Source organism: Vulcaniibacterium tengchongense (genome assembly GCF_003814555.1).
GTDB lineage: Bacteria > Pseudomonadota > Gammaproteobacteria > Xanthomonadales > Xanthomonadaceae > Vulcaniibacterium > Vulcaniibacterium tengchongense.
Genome location: NZ_RKQN01000001.1, coordinates 1078598 through 1097060, shown reverse-complemented (window position 1 = coordinate 1097060; position 18463 = coordinate 1078598). Strand labels below are relative to the sequence as shown.

At 72.7% G+C, this 18463-nt stretch carries 17 protein-coding genes; 15 read left to right on the top strand and 2 right to left on the bottom strand.

Annotation, left to right across the window (positions count from 1 at the left end):
- Positions 1–58: 58 nt before the first annotated feature.
- On the top strand, positions 59–2014 hold the full coding sequence (gene asnB, locus EDC50_RS04890; protein ID WP_123769308.1) for an asparagine synthase (glutamine-hydrolyzing): 1956 nt from the start codon (positions 59–61) through the stop codon (positions 2012–2014).
- A 111-nt stretch (positions 2015–2125) separates the two neighbouring features.
- Here the strand turns inward: asnB and ygfZ are convergent, their stop codons facing one another.
- Complete coding sequence (gene ygfZ, locus EDC50_RS04885; RefSeq protein WP_123769307.1) at positions 2126–3013, bottom strand: CAF17-like 4Fe-4S cluster assembly/insertion protein YgfZ; 888 nt, start codon at positions 3011–3013, stop codon at positions 2126–2128.
- Between ygfZ and EDC50_RS04880 the strand changes: the two genes are divergently transcribed.
- The 14 genes from EDC50_RS04880 (at position 3008) to lpxK (ending at position 15979) form a co-directional block, all read left to right on the top strand.
- Complete coding sequence (locus EDC50_RS04880; protein WP_123769306.1) at positions 3008–3208, top strand: DUF1674 domain-containing protein; 201 nt, start codon at positions 3008–3010, stop codon at positions 3206–3208. The two genes, ygfZ and EDC50_RS04880, sit on opposite strands and share 6 nt — an antisense overlap.
- Positions 3209–3263: 55 nt before the next feature.
- A complete protein-coding gene (sdhC, locus tag EDC50_RS04875; RefSeq protein ID WP_123769305.1) occupies positions 3264–3659 on the top strand; it encodes a succinate dehydrogenase, cytochrome b556 subunit in 396 nt (131 codons plus the stop codon).
- Entirely contained in the window at positions 3659–4054 is a 396-nt protein-coding gene (gene sdhD / locus EDC50_RS04870; protein ID WP_123769304.1) for a succinate dehydrogenase, hydrophobic membrane anchor protein, read from the top strand. The genes sdhC and sdhD overlap by 1 nt, the downstream gene beginning before the upstream one ends.
- 42 nt (positions 4055–4096) lie before the next feature.
- Positions 4097–5851, top strand: coding sequence for a succinate dehydrogenase flavoprotein subunit (gene sdhA / locus EDC50_RS04865; RefSeq protein ID WP_242003020.1), 1755 nt, complete (start codon positions 4097–4099; stop codon positions 5849–5851).
- Between the two features lie 104 nt (positions 5852–5955).
- The gene (locus EDC50_RS04860) at positions 5956–6738 is read left to right on the top strand and encodes a succinate dehydrogenase iron-sulfur subunit (RefSeq protein WP_123769302.1); all 783 of its coding nucleotides are present in this window, start codon (positions 5956–5958) and stop codon (positions 6736–6738) included.
- 122 nt (positions 6739–6860) lie between these two features.
- The gene (locus EDC50_RS04855) at positions 6861–7115 is read left to right on the top strand and encodes an FAD assembly factor SdhE (RefSeq protein WP_123769641.1); all 255 of its coding nucleotides are present in this window, start codon (positions 6861–6863) and stop codon (positions 7113–7115) included.
- Complete coding sequence (locus EDC50_RS04850) at positions 7066–7536, top strand: hypothetical protein (RefSeq protein ID WP_123769301.1); 471 nt, start codon at positions 7066–7068, stop codon at positions 7534–7536. Before EDC50_RS04855 ends, EDC50_RS04850 begins: the two co-directional genes overlap by 50 nt.
- Before the next feature lie 22 nt (positions 7537–7558).
- Positions 7559–8803: a lipoprotein-releasing ABC transporter permease subunit gene (locus EDC50_RS04845; RefSeq protein ID WP_123769300.1), complete on the top strand. Its 1245-nt coding sequence runs from the start codon at positions 7559–7561 to the stop codon at positions 8801–8803.
- Between the two features lie 25 nt (positions 8804–8828).
- Positions 8829–9533, top strand: coding sequence for a lipoprotein-releasing ABC transporter ATP-binding protein LolD (lolD, locus tag EDC50_RS04840; RefSeq protein ID WP_425477877.1), 705 nt, complete (start codon positions 8829–8831; stop codon positions 9531–9533).
- 3 nt (positions 9534–9536) lie between these two features.
- Positions 9537–12125 (top strand): DNA internalization-related competence protein ComEC/Rec2, encoded by a 2589-nt coding sequence (locus tag EDC50_RS04835; protein WP_242003017.1) that lies wholly within the window; start codon positions 9537–9539, stop codon positions 12123–12125.
- 18 nt (positions 12126–12143) lie between these two features.
- Entirely contained in the window at positions 12144–12773 is a 630-nt protein-coding gene (locus EDC50_RS04830; RefSeq protein WP_123769298.1) for a MotA/TolQ/ExbB proton channel family protein, read from the top strand.
- A 13-nt stretch (positions 12774–12786) separates the two neighbouring features.
- Positions 12787–13224, top strand: coding sequence for an ExbD/TolR family protein (locus EDC50_RS04825; RefSeq protein WP_123769297.1), 438 nt, complete (start codon positions 12787–12789; stop codon positions 13222–13224).
- Positions 13221–14972, top strand: coding sequence for a lipid A export permease/ATP-binding protein MsbA (msbA, locus tag EDC50_RS04820; protein WP_123769296.1), 1752 nt, complete (start codon positions 13221–13223; stop codon positions 14970–14972). The genes EDC50_RS04825 and msbA overlap by 4 nt, the downstream gene beginning before the upstream one ends.
- Positions 14969–15979: a tetraacyldisaccharide 4'-kinase gene (lpxK, locus tag EDC50_RS04815; protein ID WP_123769295.1), complete on the top strand. Its 1011-nt coding sequence runs from the start codon at positions 14969–14971 to the stop codon at positions 15977–15979. The genes msbA and lpxK overlap by 4 nt, the downstream gene beginning before the upstream one ends.
- Before the next feature lie 181 nt (positions 15980–16160).
- On the opposite strand, the gene EDC50_RS04810 is transcribed toward lpxK, so the two are convergent.
- Positions 16161–18329 carry a TonB-dependent siderophore receptor gene (locus EDC50_RS04810; RefSeq protein WP_123769294.1) on the bottom strand — a complete coding sequence of 723 codons (2169 nt, stop codon included), beginning with the start codon at positions 18327–18329 and terminating at the stop codon, positions 16161–16163.
- Between the last annotated feature and the right edge of the window lie 134 nt (positions 18330–18463).

The window sequence follows — 18463 nt, the reverse complement described above, 5'->3', positions numbered from 1 at the left end:
GCTGCGGCCGCCCGGCCCGCCGGAAGCGGTGGATTGGAAAGACAGCTGAGGATCGACGATGTGCGGCCTGGCCGGACTGCTGCGACCCACGCCGGATCTCGATGAGGCGACGCTGGCCGCGCTGGCCGCGGCGATGGGCGACGCCCTGGCCCATCGCGGGCCGGACGACCGCGGCGTCTGGGCCGACGCCGAGGCGGGCGTCGCGCTCGCGCACCGGCGCCTGAGCATCCTCGACCTGTCGCCGTTCGGTCACCAGCCGATGGCCTCGGAGGACCGCCGCTACGTCGTCGTCTACAACGGCGAGATCTACAACTTCGCCGAGCTGCGCGAGGTGCTGGTCGCGCGCGGGCACGCGTTCCGCGGCCACTCCGACACCGAGGTGCTGCTGGCGGCGGTGATGGAGTGGGGCGTGGAGGAAGCGATCGCCCGCTGCAACGGCATGTTCGCGCTGGCGTTGTGGGACCGGCGCGAACGTTGCCTGTGGCTGGCGCGCGACCGGGTCGGCAAGAAGCCGCTGTACTACGGCTGGGCCGGCGAGGCCTTCGTGTTCGCCTCGGAACTGAAGGCGCTGTGGCGGCACCCGGCGTTCGACAACCCGGTGAACCTGGATGCGCTGGCGCTGCTGCTGCGGCTGGACTACGTGCCGGCGCCGCACTCGATCCACCAGCGCTGCTTCAAGCTGCTGCCGGGCGCGCTGCTGCGGGTCGACGCGGCGGCGGTCGCGCGCGGCGCGGGCGGGCACGATCCTGCGCGCGACCAGCGCCGCTACTGGGAGCCGCGCGCGCGCATGGCCGCGGCGCTGGCGCAGCCGTTCCGCGGCGACGTGCGCGAGGCCGAGGCCCGGCTCGACGCCCTGCTGCGCGAGGCGGTGGCGCTGCGCATGGTCGCGGACGTGCCGGTCGGCGTGTTCCTGTCCGGCGGCACCGACTCGTCGGTGGTGACCGCGCTGATGCAGGCGCAGAGCCCGCGTCCGGTGCGCAGCTTCACCATCGGCTTCGAGCGCTCGCACCACGACGAGGCCCACCTCGCCCGCGAGGTCGCCGAACACCTGCGCACCGAGCACACCGAGCTGTACGTGAGCGGCGCCGACGCGCTGGCGGTGGTGCCGACGTTGCCGGCGATGTTCGACGAGCCGTTCGCCGACGCCTCGCAGGTGCCAACCGCGCTGGTCGCGCGGCTGGCGCGCAGCGCGGTCACCGTCGCGCTGTCCGGCGATGGCGGCGACGAGCTGTTCTTCGGCTACAAGCGCTACGAACGCGCGCTGCGCAACTGGCGCTGGCTGCGCCGGCTGCCGTCGCCGCTGCGGCGGGCGCTGGCGCGCGCCGCGGCCGGGCAGGGCGAAGCCTCGCGCGCCGGCGGCTTCGCCGCGCTGGCGGCGGAGATGGGCGCGCGCGGCATCGGCGACGTGTACCGGCAACGCGTGCTGCGCTGGCGCGATCCGCAGGCGGCGATCCCCGGCGCGGGCCTGCCGGAGACCTTCTACGACCTGCCCGATCCGCTGGGCGGGCAGGGCACGCCGGCCGACGCGATGATGCTGGCCGACTTCAGCGTCTACCTGCCCGAGGACCTGCTGTGCAAGGTCGACCGCACCAGCATGGCGGTCAGCCTGGAGGCGCGCGCGCCGCTGCTGGACTGGCGCGTGGCCGAGTTCGCCTGGTCGCTGCCGTTGGCGTTCAAGCGCCATCCGGGCGGCAACAAGCATCTGCTCAAGCGGGTGCTGCGGCGCTACCTGCCGGACCCGATGGTCGACCGCGGGAAGCGCGGCTTCGGCGCGCCGGTCTCGGCCTGGCTGCGCGGCGACCTGCGCGAGTGGGCGGCGGCGCTGCTCGACCAGACGCGTTTGCGCGAGGAGGGCTATTTCGATCCCGGCCTGGTGCACGCGGCCTGGCGCCTGTTCCTCGACGGCGAGCGCAAGTGGCACACCCACCTGTGGAACGTGCTGATGTTCCAGGCCTGGCACGAGCACTGGCGCGCTTGCCGGCGCGCGCCGGGCGGGAGTGCGGACCGCGCCTGAGCGGGCGCCGCTGCGCTCGCCCAGTCGCCGAGCGGGCTTGGAAGGGAGAGGGCGGGCTTCCCGTCCGGGCGCGCAGAAGCGCCTCGGGCGCGCGGCCGACGGTGCGCCGGACTAGCGCGCCAGCCCGCCGCGCAGCGCCAGTTCGCGCGCGGCGGAACCTTCCACCTGCAGCGGCCGGGCCTCGCGCTCCAGCGGCAGTACCGCCAACGCCAGGTGCCGCTCGCCCACGCCCGCCGCGGCTACGGTCCTGCCGAGCGCCACGCCGTCGTCGGCGCGCACCTCCGCGCCCTCGCGCAGCGGCGCCTCGCCTTCGAGCAGGGCCAACCCGCGCTTGGCCTGGCCGAGGAAGTGGGTGCGGGCCACGATTTCCTGGCCCGGGTAGCAGCCCTTCTTCACGCTGAAGGCGCGCAGGCGCTCGAGGGACAGCTGCTGCGGCGTCCAGTGCTCGGCCTGCGCCGGCGCCAGCCGCGGCAGGCCGTGCTCCAGGTCGAACGCGCGCCAGCGCGCCGATGCCGCGGCGTCGGCCGCGGCGGCGGCGTCGGCACGGACGATGCGCAACGCGCGCGCGCCGCCGTCGCCGCCGAGGTCGAGTTCGATGCCGGCCGCTTCGTCGCCCTCGAATGCCGCGCCGCGTGCCCGCTCGGGTGCGGCGAAACGGGCTTCGGCGACCAGGTCACCGCGCGCCGCGATCGTCACCTTGCTGCGGAACACGAACCGCTGCAGCGCCGCCGCCAGCGGCGCCGGATCGGCATCGGGCAGCAGCAGCCACACCGCCTCGTCGGAGAGCTTGAGCAGGGCGAACAGCGCGACCACGCGGCCCTTCGGCGTCAGCCAGCCGTTCCATTGCCAGTGGCCGGGCGCGAGCGCCGCGACGTCGTTCATGAACTGCGCTTGCGCGAACGCCGCCGCGTCGCGCCCGGCCAGCGCGAGCAATCGGTGGTCGGACAGCGCGAACGGCGCGGTGGCGGCCGGCGCAGCGGCCTGCGGGTTGTCATGCATGGGGCGCGGGAATTACCATTCAGCACCGTGATGATAGGCCAAACCACTCCCGTCGCAGCGCCCGAGGCGCCCGAAACGCCGGAACAGAAGCCGGTTTCCGGCGAGCCCCCGGCGAAGGAGTTCGGAGGACGCGAAGGCCCCGAGCCGACCCGCTACGGCGACTGGGAAAAGAACGGCCGCTGCATCGACTTCTGACGCGCCCCATCCCGCCACGCGGCGCCCGCCGCCCAGCCGAGAGTACGCCAACCCCATGGCGAATCGCGAACGTCCCCTGTCACCGCATCTGCAGGTCTATCGCTGGCAGGTGCAGATGGTGACCTCGATCCTGCACCGCGGCACCGGCATGGTGCTGGCCTTCGGCAGCCTGCTGTTCGCCTGGGGCCTGCTGGCCCTGGCGGCCGGCCCCGAACACTGGGCGCGCTTCGGCGGCTTCGCCCGCTCGCCGCTCGGCTTCCTGATCCTGTTCGTCTGGAGCTGGTCGCTGGCGTTCCATCTGATCAACGGCGTGCGTCACTTGGTCCAGGACGCGGGCTACGCCTTCGACATCCCGGGCTTCGTGCGCAACAGCTGGATCTCGGTGATCGGCAGCCTGGTCCTGACCGCGCTGATCTGGCTGGGCGCGATGATGCAATGGGGAGCGGCATGATGGGCATCGAGAAGAACCGGCTGCGCCACCCGCTCAAGACCGCCCGCGGCCTCGGCTCGGCGAAGGACGGCACCGGCCACTTCATCGTCCAGCGCGTCACCGCGATCGCGCTGGTCTTCCTGTCGCTGTACGTGGTCGGCCTGCTGCTGTCGCTGGTCGGCGCCGACTATGCGGCCGTGCGTGGCCGCGTCGGCCATCCGCTCAACGCGACGCTGCTGGTCGCGTTCCTGATGGCGGCGTTCTGGCACGCCAAGCTCGGCCTGCAGGTGATCATCGAAGACTACGTGCACACGCCGTGGGCGGCCGCCACGTTGCACCTGGCCAACATCTTCGTCTGCTTCGTCGCGGCCACAGCCAGCGTGCTCGCCGTCGTCCGTATCGCGCTGGGAGCCTGATCCGTGCCCGCTGCCTACAAGATCCACGAACACACCTTCGACATGGTGGTCGTCGGCGCCGGCGGCGCCGGCCTGCGCGCCACCTTCGGCCTGGCCCAGAAGGGGCTGCGCACCGCCTGCATCACCAAGGTCTTCCCGACCCGTTCCCACACCGTGGCGGCGCAGGGCGGCGTGGCCGCGGCCTTGGCCAACATGGGCGAGGACGACTGGCGCTACCACTTCTTCGACACCGTCAAGGGCTCCGACTGGCTCGGCGACCAGGACGCGATCGAGTACATGTGCAAGGAGGCGATCCCGGCGATCGTCGAGCTGGAGCACTACGGCGTGCCGTTCTCGCGCACCGAGGACGGCCGCATCTACCAGCGTCCGTTCGGCGGCATGACCACCCGCTTCGGCGAAGGCCCGCCGGCGCAGCGCACCTGCGCCGCTGCCGACCGCACCGGCCACGCGATCCTGCACACGCTGTACCAGCAGTCGCTGGCGCACGACGCGCAGTTCTTCATCGAGTTCTTCGCCCTCGACCTGATCATGGACGCCGAGGGCGCCTGCCGCGGCGTGCTGGCGCTGGAGCTGGCCACCGGCGAGCTGCACCTGTTCAAGGCGCAGGGCACGGTGCTGGCCACCGGCGGCTACGGCCGCGCCTACTTCAGCGCGACCTCCGCGCACACCTGCACCGGCGACGGCGGCGGCATGGCGCTGCGCGCCGGCCTGGCGCTGCAGGACATGGAGTTCGTGCAGTTCCACCCGACCGGCATCTACGGCGCCGGCTGCCTGATCACCGAAGGCGTGCGCGGCGAGGGCGGCATCCTGCGCAACAGCAACGGCGAGCGCTTCATGGAGCGCTACGCGCCGAGCGTGAAGGACCTGGCGCCGCGCGACATGGTCAGCCGCGCGATGACCATCGAGATCCGCGAAGGCCGCGGCGTCGGCGAGCACAAGGACCACATCCTGCTCGACCTGACCCACCTCGGCCCCGAGGTCATCCACGAGAAGCTGCCGGGCATCGCCGAGTCGGCGCGCATCTTCGCCGGCGTCGACGTCGAGAAGCAGCCGATTCCGGTGCTGCCGACCGTGCACTACAACATGGGCGGCATCCCGACCAACTACCACGGCGAAGTGGTGCAGCTGAAGAACGGCAACCCGGACGAGGTGGTGCCGGGGCTGTACGCGATCGGCGAAGCCGCCTGCGTGTCGGTGCACGGCGCCAACCGCCTGGGCAGCAACTCGCTGCTCGACCTGGTGGTGTTCGGCCGCGCCGTCGCCAACCGCGCCGCCGAGACGATCAAGCCGAACGGCAAGCAGGCCAAGCTCGCGTCCGACGCCTGCGATGCCGCGCTGGCGCGCCTGGACAAGTTGCGCAACGCCAACGGCGGCACCCCGACCGCGGCGATCCGCGACCGTATGCAGCGCACGATGCAGGCCGACGCGGCGGTGTTCCGCACCGGCGAGACCCTGGCCGACGGCGTGCGCAAGATCCGCGAGATCCATGCCTCGTTCGCCGACGTGCGCGTCAGCGACCGCTCGCTGGTCTGGAACTCGGACCTGGTGGAGACCTACGAACTGGCCAACCTGCTCGGCCAGGCGCTGGCGACCATCGTCTCGGCCGAGAACCGCACCGAATCGCGCGGCGCCCATGCCCGCGAGGACTATCCGGAGCGCGACGACGTCAACTGGCTCAAGCACACCCTGTGCTGGGTCGACGAGGCCGGCAACACCCGGATCGACTACCGCCCGGTGCACATGTACACGTTGACCAACGACGTGGACGTGATCCCGCCGAAGAAGCGCGTCTATTGAGGCCGGGGTTCGAGATTCGGGATCGGGGTGCGCAAGGGCCACGGCCGTAGCGTTCCCGCTTCCGCGAATCTCGAATCTCCAATCCCGAATCCCGGATTTCCGACATGGCCGAATTCACCCTCCCCAAGAACTCGCAGATCCAGAAGGGCCGCCATTGGGCTTCGCCCGGCGCCAAGCAGCCGCGCGTCTTCAAGGTCTACCGCTGGAATCCGGACGACGGCATGAATCCGCGCGTGGACACCTACGAGGTCGACCTGGCCTCGTGCGGGCCGATGGTCCTGGACGCGCTGATCAAGATCAAGAACGAGATCGACCCGACGCTCACGTTCCGCCGCTCCTGCCGCGAGGGCATCTGCGGCTCGTGCGCGATGAACATCGACGGCACCAATACCCTGGCCTGCACCAAGGCGATCGCCGACTGCGAGAAGCCGGAGGTGCCGATCTACCCGCTGCCGCACATGCCGGTGGTGAAGGACCTGGTGCCGGACCTGACCCATTTCTACGCCCAGTACGCCTCGATCAAGCCCTGGCTGCGCACGCAGAGCCCGACGCCGTCGGACCGCGAGCGCCTGCAGTCGCCGGAGGACCGCAAGAAGCTCGACGGGCTGTACGAGTGCATCCTGTGCGCGTGCTGCTCGACCAGCTGCCCGAGCTACTGGTGGAACGGCGACCGCTACCTCGGCCCGGCGATCCTGCTGCAGGCCTATCGCTGGATCGCCGACAGCCGCGACGAGGACACCGGCGCGCGCCTGGACGACCTGGAGGATCCGTTCAAGCTGTACCGCTGCCACACGATCATGAACTGCGCCCGCACCTGCCCGAAGGGGCTGAACCCCGCCTGGGCGATCGGCGAGATCAAGAAGCTGATGCTGGCGCGGCGGGTCTGAGCCGGATCGAAGGGAGCGCCCGTCGCCACGAAGGCGCGCACCCCGCCGATGCAGCCGGTATGACGACGATGGCTTCGCCTCCGCTCAACGACCCTGCCGGAACCGTCGCCGGCGACGGCGCGATGCGCGACGGGGAGGACCGCGAACTGTCCCGCCTGCGCTGGCGTTGCCGGCGCGGCATGCGCGAACTGGACCGCCTGCTCGAGCGGTATCTCGACCGCGCATGGCGGCAGGCTCCCGACGCCGAACGCGGCGTTTTCCTACGGTTGCTGGAAACCGAGGACGATAAGCTCTGGCGCTGGTTCATGGGCTACGAGACCTGCGCCGATGGCGACCTCGAGCGACTCGTCCAGCGGATCCGCGAACTGCCGGCCTGAGGCCGAAGGCCGGCTGCCGTGGCGGCCTTCGCGGCTGCTGGCCGGCGCGTTGTCGGTGTCGGGAATGCTCGCGGCGGCGGCGGTCTGGGCCAGCGAAGCGCCCTGGCCGGTGGCGGCCCCGCTGTCGCTGGCCGCGGCAACGCAGGGCGTGCGCCTGGCACGACGGGAACTGCGGCGGCGCCCGCGCGCGCTGGCGATCGCCGCGCGAGCAGGCCAAGTGAGGGTCGACGGCGAACCGGTCGAGGCGTTCGCGCTGCGCTGGCGCGGCACCCTCGCGTTCGCCCAGTACCGCGACCGCGACGGACGCCGGCACCGGCTGGCGTGGTGGCCGGACACCCTCGACCCGGCGTCGCGGCGTGAACTGCGCCTGGCCGTTCCGGTCCAAGCGCCTGCGCGAAGCGCGCGTTCGATGGCACCATAGCCGGCCACCCGAGTCCTCCCGCATGTTCAAACCGATCCCCGTCGCCATCGGCCTGCGCTACCTGCGCGCCAAACGCCGCAACGGCTTCATATCCTTCATCTCGCTGGCGTCGGTGCTGGGCATCGCGCTGGGGGTGACGGCGCTGATCACCACGCTGGCGGTGATGAGCGGCTTCCAGCGCGAGATCCGCGACCGCATGCTGCAGATGGCCGCGCACGCGACGGTCAGCGGCTACGGCGAGCCGGTGCTGGGCTGGTCGCAGGCGGTAAGCACCGCGTTGCGCGATCCGCGCGTCGCCGGCGCCGCGCCCTACATCGAGAAGGAAGCGCTGATCAACGGCGTGCGCCAGCAGCCGGCGCTGATCCGCGGCGTGCTGCCGGGCGAGGAGGGCAAGGTCTCGGTGCTGGCCGAGAAGATGGTGCAGGGCCGGCTCGATTCGCTCACCCCGGGCAGCTTCAACCTGGTGCTGGGCAAGGAACTGGCGCTGTGGCTCGGCGTCAACGTCGGCGACCAGGTCGTGGTGATGCTGGCGGATGCGCGCGGCTCGCCGATCGGGGCGCTGCCGCAGTTCAAGCGGTTCACCGTCAGCGGCATCTTCGAGGCGGGCTACAACGAATTCGACAAGGGCCTGGCGGTGGCGAACCTGCGCGACATGCAGCGCCTGTTGCGCATGGGCGACGGCGTCACCGGCGTGCGCCTGCGCCTGCACGACATGGACCAGGCCTGGAACGTGGCCCGCGACCTGGCCCTGCGCCTGGGCGGGCCCTACCGCGTGAGCGACTGGACCAGCGAGAACGCCAACATGTTCCGCGCGCTGAGGATGGAGAAGACGGTGATGGCGATCCTGCTGTCGCTGATCATCGCGATGGGCGCGTTCAACCTGGTGTCCTCGCAGGTGATGCTGGTCACCGACAAGCAGGCCGACATCGCCATTCTGCGCACCCTCGGCCTGACCCCGCGCGGGGTGATGCAGGTGTTCGTGGTGCAGGGGTCGCTGATCGGCATCATCGGCACCGTGGCCGGGGTGATCGGCGGCATCGTGCTCACGCTCAACCTGGAGCACATCCTCAAGGCGATCGAGGCGGTGCTGGGCGTGCAGCTGCTGCCGGAGGACGTCTACTACATCACCGGCCTGCCGACCGACCTGCAGGCCGGCGACGTGATCGTGATCGCCTGCGTGGCGTTGGCCATGGCCTTCCTGGCCACGCTGTACCCGGCCTGGCGCGCCGCGCGCACGGCCCCGGCGGAGGCGCTGCGCTATGAGTGACCTTCGCGACCTGGAAACCCGGACGATGCGGAAGAACGGACAGGAGGTCATCCGCGCCGAAGGGCTGTCGATGACCTACCAGGAAGGCAAGCTGCGTACCCCGGTGTTCGCCGGCCTCAACCTGAGCGTGGCCGCGCACGAGACGGTCGCCGTGCTCGGCGCCTCCGGCGCCGGCAAGAGCACGCTGCTGCACCTGCTCGGCGGCCTGGACACGCCGACGGCGGGCGAGGTGTTCGTCGCCGGGCAGAAGATGAGCGCGCTGTCGGACGCGGAGCGCGGCCGGTTGCGCAACCAGGCCCTGGGCTTCGTCTACCAGTTCCACCATCTGCTGCCCGAGTTCACCGCGCTGGAGAACGTGATGCTGCCGGTGCTGCTGGCCGGCGCGGACGTCGGCGACGCCGGCAAGCGCGCGCGCGCGCTGCTGGAAGCGGTCGGGCTGGGCCACCGCCTCGAGCACAAGCCGGGCGAGCTGTCCGGCGGCGAGCGCCAGCGCGCCGCGGTCGCGCGCGCGCTGGTCAACAAACCGGCTTGCGTGCTCGGCGACGAGCCCACCGGCAATCTCGACGAGAAGACCGCCGAGACCGTGTTCGAGCTGATGCTCGCGCTCAATCGCGAGCAGGGCACCAGCCTGGTGCTGGTGACCCACGACCGCCGCCTCGCGCGGCGCCTGGACCGCGTGCTGGAGCTGCACGAAGGCCGGTTGCGCGAGCTCGCTCCCGACGAGGTCTAGCCGATGCGCGATGCGGCAGGGACGCCGCCGTTCGGAATCGCCGCCGCCGCGGCGCTGCTCGCGGGCGTCGTCGCCTGCCTGTGGCTGCCCGGGCTGATGCCGTGGCCGCTCTCGGTGTCGCTGCTGCTCGGCGCCGGAGCGCTGTGGTGGCGGAGGCCGCGCTGGCGGCTTGCGGCCGCCTTCGCGTTCGGCTTCGCCCTCGCCGGGTTGCACGCCGCGCACGCGCTGGCGCGCCAGTTGCCGAGCAGCTGGGACAAGCGCGACGCGGTCGTGACCGGGCGCATCGCCGATCTGCCCGAACACGAGCCGCGCCGCACCCGCTTCCTGTTCGAGACCGACCGCGACCCGGCGCTGCCCGAGCCGCTGCGCGGCCGGCGCCTGCGCCTGTCGTGGTACGACGACGATCCGGCCGTGCGCGCGCGCCTGTTGCAGGCGGGCCAGCGCTGGCGGCTGCAGATGCGCCTGCGCGCGCCGCGCGGCCTGCGCAATTCCGGTGGCGCCGACGCGGAGAAGCACATGCTGGCCCAGCGCATCGCCGCGACCGGCTACGTGCGCGCACCGGCCTTGGCCGAGCGCCTGCGGGCGCCGCACGGCCTGGCCGCCTGGCGCGAGCGGATGTCGCTGCGGATCGCCGCCGCCGTGCATCCGGTGGAAACCGGGGCGGCTCCGCCTCGGACGCCTTCCGGCGCGGTGACGCCCGTGCCATCCGATCCGCTTCCGCGGCAGGAACCCGCTGCGTCGCCGCCGTCCGAGCGGGAACCCGGCGCCGCGGCTCGCGAACGGGGCGCGGCGCCGACGGCGGAGTCGCTGGGCGCCCGCACGGGCGACGGCGGCACCGGGCCGGCCGCGGCCGATGGGGCGCGGCATCCCGACGCCTCCCGCTTCATCCGCGCCCTGGCGCTCGGCGACACCCGCGCGCTCGACGACGCGGACTGGCAGGTGCTGCGCGCCAACGGCCTGACCCACCTGATCGCGATCTCGGGCTTCCACGTCGGCCTGGTGGCCGGCGGCTTCGCCCTGTTCGCGCGCGGATTGTGGTGGCTGTGGCCGGGCCTGGCGCGGCGCTGGCCGGCGCCGTTGCCTGCGGCGGCCGCCGGCGCGTTCGGCGCCGCGCTGTACACGGCGGTGGCGGGCTTCGCGCTGCCGACCGTGCGCACGCTGCTGATGATCGCGGTGGTCGCCTCGCTGCGCCTGTTGCGGCGGCCGCTGCGCGGCGCCGACGCGCTGGCGTTGGCGGCGATCGCGGTGCTGCTGGTCGATCCGCTGGCGGTGCTCGGCGCCGGCTTCTGGCTCAGCTTCCTCGGCGTGGCCTGGCTGTTGTGGTGCCTGCCGCCGCAGGGCCCGCGCAAGCCGCTGCGCGATTTCCTGTCCGCGCAGGGCGTGGCCACGCTCGGGCTGCTGCCGCTGTGCGTGGCGCTGTTCGGCCAGGCATCGCTCGCCGGGCCGCTGGCGAACCTGGTCGCGGTGCCGTGGTGGAGCCTGGTGGTGGTGCCGCTGTCGCTGCTCGGGCTGGCTCTGGAGGCGCTGCATCTCGGGGCGGGTGCCTGGGCCTGGCGCGCGGCGGCCTGGTGCTTCGAGCTGAGCTGGCCGCTGTTCGAACGCTTCGCGGCGAGCGGACTGGCGCTGTGGTGGCTGCCGGAGGCGCGCTGGTTCGCCCTGCCGCTGGCGCTGCTCGGCGCGTTCTGGCTGCTGCTGCCGCGCGGCGTGCCCGGCAAGACGCTGGCCGCGCTGCTGTGGCTGCCGCTGTTGTGGCCCGACCGGCGCCTGCCGCGCGAGGGCGAGGCCGAGCTGGTGGTGGTCGACGTCGGCCAGGGCCTGTCGGTGCTGGTCCGCACCGCGCGGCATGCGCTGCTCTACGACATGGGGCCGGCGGTGCGCGACGGTTTCGACGCGGGCGAACGCGCGGTGGTGCCGGCGCTGCGCGCGCTCGGCGTGCGTCGGCTCGACCGTGCCGTGGTCAGCCACGGCGACAACGACCATGCCGGCGGGCTCGAGGCGGTGCGGCGCGAATTCCCGGTCGCGGACCTGTTGGCGCCGCCGGAGGCGCCGGTCGCCGGGGCGCGCCCCTGCATCGCCGGGCAGGCCTGGCGCTGGGACGGGGTCGAATTCCGCGTGCTGCATCCGGGCGCGCACTTCCCGTATCTGCGCAACGAGTCCAGTTGCGTGCTGCGCGTGCAGGCCCGCCACGGCGCCGCGCTGCTGACCGGCGACATCGGCGAGGTGATCGAGCGCGACCTGCTGCGGCGCGATCGCGCGGCGTTGCGCGCCGAGGTGGTGCTGGTGGCCCACCACGGCAGCGGGGGTTCCTCCGATCCGGACTTCGTCGCCGCGACCGGGGCGCGCCTGGCCCTGGTCGCCAGCGGGCACGGCAACCGCTTCGGCCACCCGCGCGCCGACGTGGTGGCGCGCTGGCGTGCGGCCGGCGCGCGCGTGCTGGACACCGCGCAGGGCGGGGCCCTGCGGATCGGGCTGCGCCGCGGCGGGCCGGTCGCCGAAACGCGACGCCAGGCACAGCCGCGCCTGTGGGACGCGGCGCGGCGGTCGGGCGTGGAGCGGGCTGGGCTATCCTATCGGCCGGATCGAGACGGCTGAGGCCGGAGGGGTGTTCGCGTGCTGGAACTGGTCAAGGCCGGCGGTTGGCCGATGATTCCGTTGCTGCTGCTGTCGGTGCTGGCGTTGGCCCTGATCGTCGAACGCGCCTGGGCGCTGCGCCGGGTGGCGGTGCTGCCGCCGAACCTGGGCAAGGAGGTCCGCGCCTGGGCAGCGACCGGCAAGCTCGACCCGGCGCACATCGACACCCTGCGCAAGACCTCGCCGCTGGGCGAGCTGCTGGCCGCCGCGCTCGACGTGCGCCAGCGCCCGCGCGACCAGATCCGCGAGCGCATCGAGGACGTCGGCCGCCATCTGGTGCACAAGATGGAGCGCTACCTGAACACGCTCGGCACGATCGCCGCGGCCGGCCCCTTGCTCGGCCTGTTCGGCACCGTGGTCGGCATGATCCAGATGTTCCTCGGCATCCTCGACCACGGCATCGGCGACGTGAACCAGCTCGCCGGCGGCATCGGCAAGGCGCTGGTCTGCACCGCCGCCGGCATGCTGGTGGCGATCCCGGCGCTGGTCGCGCACCGCTGGTTCCGCGGGCGCATCGCCGAGTACATCGTGGCGATGGAGCACGAGGCGATCGCGCTGATGGACACGCTCGACACCCGGCCCAGCGTCGCCCGCGCCCAGGCGGCCTGAGGCGAGGACCGCGATGCGCATCCGCGACTACCGCAACTTCGACGAGCCGGAGATCAACCTGGTCCCGTTGATCGACGTGATCCTGGTGCTGATCATCTTCTTCGTCGTTACCGCGACCTTCGACGCGCGCTCGGTGCTCAAGCTGGAATTGCCGCGCGCCACCGGCGAGCAGGCGAACGATCCCAACCGTGCGCTGGTCGTGCTGGTCAACGCCGAGGGCCGCTACTTCGTCGACGACCGCGAGGTGCTGCGCGACGACGTCGACGCGCTCAAGCGCACCATCGCCGAGGTCGCCGGCGCCGACCGCGACCGCCCGGTGCTGCTGCGCGCCGACGCGCGCACGCCGTACCAGGCGGTGGTGACCGTCTACGACGCGCTGGGCCAGCTCGGCTTCCGCAAGGTGATGAGCGCGACCGCGCCGGAGCAGCGCCAGGGCGGAGCGCAGCCGTGAGCCAGGCGCCGGCGTCGCCTTGGCGGATCTACCGCCGCCTGCTGCGTTTCGTCGCGCCGTATCGCGGCGTGCTGCTGGTCGCGCTGGTCGGCCTGCTGGTCGAGGCGGCCGCGGCCGGCGCGTTCACCTGGCTGATGAAGCATGTCGTCGACGAGACCTTCATCACCCGCAACGATCGTCTGCGCTTGCTGCTGCCGCTGGCGATCGTCGGCATCTTCCTGCTGCGCGGCATCGCCGGCTACCTGACCGACACCTCGATGGCGCGCGCCGGCCGCAGCATCGCCCGCGACCTGCGCGTCGAGGTGCTCGGCAAGTACCTGCGCCTGCCCGGGCAGCGCTTCGACAGCGAGCCGGTGGGTTCGATGCTGACCCGGCTCGGCTCGGACAGCGACCAGGTCGCGCAGGCGGCGATCGACGCCGGCAAGGTGATGCTGCAGCAGTCGCTGCAGGTCGTGGCGATGCTGGCGGTGATGCTGTACTACAGCTGGCGCGTGACCCTGGCGATCCTGCTGCTGGGGCCGCTGCTGGCGTGGATGATGGATACGGTCGGCCGCCGCTACCGGCGCATCGGCCACCGCATCCAGGAGAGCGGCGGGCAGCTGCTGCAATCCGCGGACCAGGCGCTGAGCAACCACCAGGAAGTGAAGGTGTACGGCGCCCAGGGCACCGAACTGGCGCGCTACCGGGGCCAGGCCGACCATCACCTGCGCCTGAGCCTGAAGGTGGAATCGACCCGCAGCCTCTCCTCCGCGGTGGTGCAGCTGATGGGGGCGGTCGGCCTGGCCCTGCTGCTGTTCTTCGCCGGCATCGAGGCCGGACACGGGCGCCTGACCGCCGGCGACTTCGTCAGCCTGATGACCTCGATGCTGGCGATCATCCCCGCGCTCAAGCAGCTCACCACCGTGCAGGGCATGCTGCATCGCGGCGTCGCCTCGGCCGAGCGCCTGTTCGACGTGCTCGACGCCGAGGAGGAGGCCGACACCGGCACGCGGCCGCTGGCGCGCGCGCAGGGGCTGATCGAGTTCCGCGGCGTGAGCGCGCGCTATCCCGGGCAGGCCGAGCCGGCGTTGTCCGACGTGAGCTTCGCCGCCCGGCCGGGCACGGTGACCGCGATCGTCGGCCGCTCCGGCAGCGGCAAGTCGACCCTGATCAAGCTGATCCCGCGCTTCTACGAGGCCGAGGCGGGGCAGATCCTGCTCGACGGCCACCCGCTGCAGGAATACCGGCTGGCCGACCTGCGCCGGCAGGTCGCCCTGGTCGGCCAGCAGGTGATGCTGTTCGACGGCACAGTCGCCGCCAACGTCGCCTACGGCGAACTGCAGGACGCACCGGCCGAGGCGCTGCAGCGCGCGGTGCGCGGCGCCAACGCCAGCGAGTTCGTCGAGCGCCTGCCGCAGGGCATGGAGACCGAGATCGGCAGCCGCGGCGGGCGCCTGTCCGGCGGCCAGCGCCAGCGCCTGGCGATCGCGCGGGCGATGCTCAAGGACGCGCCGATCCTGATCCTGGACGAGGCGACCGCGGCGCTCGACGCCGAGTCCGAGCGCCTGGTGCAGGACGCGCTCGAGCATCTGATGCCGAACCGCACCACGCTGGTGATCGCGCACCGCCTGTCGACCATCGAGCACGCCGACCAGGTGCTGGTGCTGGACAAGGGGCGCATCGTCGAGCGCGGCACCCACGCCGAGCTGCTCGAGCTCGGCGGCCTGTACGCGCGCCTGCACCGCATGCAGTTCCGCGAGGGCGAATGAGCAAGCGCCCGGTGCAGCCCCCGGCCTACTGGTACGGCGACGAACCGGTGCCCGCCGGCGCCCGCCTGCTCGCCGGCGTGTACGGGGCGGTCGCGGGGCTGCGCCGCGGCCTGTACCGGCGCGGCCTGCTGCGCCGCCGCCATCCGGGCGTGCCGGTGGTGGTGGTCGGCAACATCACCGCCGGCGGCGCGGGCAAGACCCCGCTGACCATCGCCCTGGTCGAACGCCTGCGCGCGGAGGGCTGGAACCCGGGCGTCGCGAGCCGCGGCTATGGCCGCGAGGATCCGCGCGAGGCGCTGTGGGCCGAACCCGGCATCGACCCCGCGCGAACCGGCGACGAGCCGCTGCTGATCGCCCTGCGCACCGGCGCCCGGGTGCGGGTAGACCGCGACCGCGCCGCCGCCGCGCGCGCGCTGGCGGGGCAGGGCTGCGACGTCGTGGTGTGCGACGACGGCCTGCAGCACTACCGGCTGGCGCGCGACGTCGAGATCGAGGTCGTCGACGCCCGCCGCCGCTACGGCAACGGCCGCCTGCTCCCGGCCGGGCCGCTGCGCGAGCCGCCGCGGCGCGCGGCCGATTGCGACTTCCGCGTGGTCAACGTCGGCGCGGGCGCGGGCGGCGACACCGGGTTCGGCGAATGGCCGATGCGCCTGCTCGCCGATCGCGCCGTGCCGCTGCTGGGCGGCCGGCCGCGGCGGCTGGCCGCGTTCGCCGGCCAGCGCGTGCACGCGGTCGCCGGCATCGGCGACCCGGAGCGCTTCTTCGCGATGCTGCGCGGCTTCGGCATCGCGGTGGTGCCGCACGCCTACCCGGACCACCACCGCTACCAGGCGTCCGACTTCGAGTTCGGCAGCCGCGAGCTGCCGGTACTGATGACCGAGAAGGACGCGGTCAAGTGCGCCGCGTTCGCCAACGGACTGCACTACAGCGTCCCGGTGCGCGCGGAGCTGCCGGAGGCGTTCTGGGTGGCGTTGCTGGAGCGGCTGATCGAGAAGGGCGGGCGGTAGGAGCGCACGCGGACGGCTCGCGGCTTGCGCTTCGTCCGGCCCATCCAGCCGCTTCGCGTCGTCGTTGCTTCGCCCCGCGGCCGGCGAACCTCGCCCCCGTTTCGCGACCGGCGGCCTTCCGGCCCGCGGTCGCCCCCTCCCGCTCGCGGGAGCGGGGCGAGGGCCGCCGCCGGCGCGCGTCTCAGAACCGGTACCGCACCGTCAGCGTCGCGTTGCGTGGCGCCCCGTAATAGCTCTGCGCCCAGTACAGGCTGGTCAGGTACTTGCGGTCGGTCAGGTTGTCGAGGTTGAGGGTGGCGCTCCAGCGCTCGTCGAAGTCGTAGCGCGCCATCAGGCCGAGCAGCGCGTACGAACCCTGGCGGGTGACGACCGGCCCGCCGTCGGTGGCGGTCGCGTCCTGGTCGCGATGGATGGCGTCCTGCCACTTCAGGCTGGCGCCGAGCTTGAGCCCGTCGGCTCCGGGCACGCGGTATGCCGCGGCCAGGCGCAACGTGCGCCGCGGCACGTAGGCGCGCACGTCCTCGCCGTTCCCGCCCTCCAGGCGCAACTGGGTGAAACCGCCGTACAGATCCCAGCGCTCGCCGAGCCGGCCGCCGAGGTCCAGCTCGTAGCCGGTGGCCGTCGCATCGACCCCGCGGAAGTACTCCTGGCCCGTGTCGGGGTCGAACCCGGCCGACTCGGCGGTGTTGTTCTGCTCGGTACGGAACAGCGCGAACGAGGCGTTCAGCGCGCCGCCGGACCACTCGCCCTTGACGCCCGTCTCCCAAGTGCGGCCGTCGATCGGATCGAGCGGGCGCCGGTCGGCGTCGACCTCCGTCTGCGGGTTGAAGATCTCGGCATAGCTGGCGTACAGCGAATAGTGCCGGTCCAGGTCGTAGACCAGGCCGGCGAAGGGCAGGGTGCGGGCCTCGTCGTAGGCGTAGGCGGTGCCGTAGCTCTCGCCGTCGGCGTCGATGCGCACCCGGTTGGCGCCGGTGATCAGCTTCAGCGCCTCGCCGAGGTTCCAGCGCGCGCTGGCGTAGGCGCTGCCGCGGCGGATGCGGTAGTCGCCGCCCGAGCTGTAGTCGGCGAAATCCGGGCGCGGGAACGTGCCGTTCCAACCGGCCGGTTCCGGCAGCGGCACGCCGATGGCGGCGGCGGTGTAGCGCGAGAGGTCGCCGACGTCGTTGCGCGCCCAGTCCAGGCCGAGCGCCAGCTCGTGCTCGCGGCCGCCCAACGCGAACGCGCCGTCGGCGGCGAGCACGGCCTGGTCGATCTCGTTGCGCCCGCGGTAGTACGACGGGTAGCTGTACAGGCCCCGGCCGGTGTCGCGCTCCGGCGTGCCGTAGACGTAGAACAGGTCGCCGCCGCCGTCCAGTTCGCGATGGTTGAGGCTGGCCTTGAGCCGCCAGCCGCCGCCCAGGCCCCGGGTGAGCTCGGCGAAGGCCCAGGTATCGGTGTTGCCCCAGCCGGACCAGCGCGTGGCGGTGCTGGTGGAGGCGTCGTAGTCGGTCGGCGTGCCGTCGGCGTAGTACAGCGGCAGCGCGCCCCACATCGAGCCGCGCGGGCGGTTCTTCTGGTAGCTCAGGCCGAGCGCCAGCAGGGTGCGTTCGCCCAGGTCGGCCTCGACGATGCCCGAGCCCACCGCCTTCTCCAGCGAGTAGCGGTCGAGGTAGCTGTCGCCGTGCTGGTACGCGGCCACGACGCGGCCGCGCACGCGCCCGCCCGCGTCGAGCGCGCCGGACAGGTCGGCCTCGACGCGGTGATTGTTCCAGCTGCCCACGCCCAGAGCGGCGCTGCCCTGGAATTCGCGGGTCGGCCGCTTGCGGACGAAGTTGACCGTCGCCGACGGGTTGCCGACCGAGGCGCCCAGGCCGTTGGCCCCGCGCAGCACTTCGATGCGTTCGTACAACGCCGTGTCCAGGCGCCCGACCTGCTGGCCGGAGGCGAACGGCAGGCCGACGCCGTCGAACTGGAAATTGGTGATGTCGAAGCCGCGCGCGCTGTAGTAGGTGCGCTCGGTCTCGACCTTCTGCACGTCGATGCCGGTGGTCAGCGCCAGCACGTCGTTGATGTCGTTCAACGCGAAGTCTTCGATCAGCTCGCGGCCGGCGATGCTCAGCGACTGCGGCGTCTCGCGCGGGCTCAGGTCCAGGCGGGTGGCGGCGGCGGTGGTGCCGCCCGCCTGTGCGGTGACCTCGACCGTCTGCAAGGTGGTGGCGTCGGCGCCGTCGGGCGTCTGCGCGGCGTGCAGCGCGGGCGGCGCGAGCAGCGCGCACAGGCGCAGCGCGAGCAGGGTACGGCGCGGCGCGAGGCGGGACCGGGCTTGCGCGCCGGAATCGCGGTGGAGGGCGGTGGGGAGTGGGCGCATCGGGCTTGTCTATAGAATCGACGGAAGACCGGTCACCGAAGGCGCGCCCTGCGGCCGCCTTCGCCGATCGGGATCGGAAGGAACGGCTGGCCGGAAGGCTGGCGGTACGCGCCGAGGCGGCGCTTGTCGATAAC

What these genes read in the sequence shown, in the direction of transcription:
- asnB (WP_123769308.1), top strand. Translation starts at nt 59, where the DNA reads ATGTGCGGCCTGGCCGGACTGCTGCGACCCACGCCGGATCTCGATGAG.
- EDC50_RS04880 (WP_123769306.1), top strand. Translation starts at nt 3,008, where the DNA reads ATGCATGGGGCGCGGGAATTACCATTCAGCACCGTGATGATAGGCCAA.
- ygfZ (WP_123769307.1), bottom strand. Translation starts at nt 3,013, where the DNA reads ATGCATGACAACCCGCAGGCCGCTGCGCCGGCCGCCACCGCGCCGTTC.
- sdhC (WP_123769305.1), top strand. Translation starts at nt 3,264, where the DNA reads ATGGCGAATCGCGAACGTCCCCTGTCACCGCATCTGCAGGTCTATCGC.
- sdhD (WP_123769304.1), top strand. Translation starts at nt 3,659, where the DNA reads ATGGGCATCGAGAAGAACCGGCTGCGCCACCCGCTCAAGACCGCCCGC.
- sdhA (WP_242003020.1), top strand. Translation starts at nt 4,097, where the DNA reads ATGGTGGTCGTCGGCGCCGGCGGCGCCGGCCTGCGCGCCACCTTCGGC.
- EDC50_RS04860 (WP_123769302.1), top strand. Translation starts at nt 5,956, where the DNA reads ATGGCCGAATTCACCCTCCCCAAGAACTCGCAGATCCAGAAGGGCCGC.
- EDC50_RS04855 (WP_123769641.1), top strand. Translation starts at nt 6,861, where the DNA reads ATGCGCGACGGGGAGGACCGCGAACTGTCCCGCCTGCGCTGGCGTTGC.
- EDC50_RS04850 (WP_123769301.1), top strand. Translation starts at nt 7,066, where the DNA reads ATGGCGACCTCGAGCGACTCGTCCAGCGGATCCGCGAACTGCCGGCCT.
- EDC50_RS04845 (WP_123769300.1), top strand. Translation starts at nt 7,559, where the DNA reads ATGTTCAAACCGATCCCCGTCGCCATCGGCCTGCGCTACCTGCGCGCC.
- lolD (WP_425477877.1), top strand. Translation starts at nt 8,829, where the DNA reads ATGCGGAAGAACGGACAGGAGGTCATCCGCGCCGAAGGGCTGTCGATG.
- EDC50_RS04835 (WP_242003017.1), top strand. Translation starts at nt 9,537, where the DNA reads ATGCGCGATGCGGCAGGGACGCCGCCGTTCGGAATCGCCGCCGCCGCG.
- EDC50_RS04825 (WP_123769297.1), top strand. Translation starts at nt 12,787, where the DNA reads ATGCGCATCCGCGACTACCGCAACTTCGACGAGCCGGAGATCAACCTG.
- lpxK (WP_123769295.1), top strand. Translation starts at nt 14,969, where the DNA reads ATGAGCAAGCGCCCGGTGCAGCCCCCGGCCTACTGGTACGGCGACGAA.
- EDC50_RS04810 (WP_123769294.1), bottom strand. Translation starts at nt 18,329, where the DNA reads ATGCGCCCACTCCCCACCGCCCTCCACCGCGATTCCGGCGCGCAAGCC.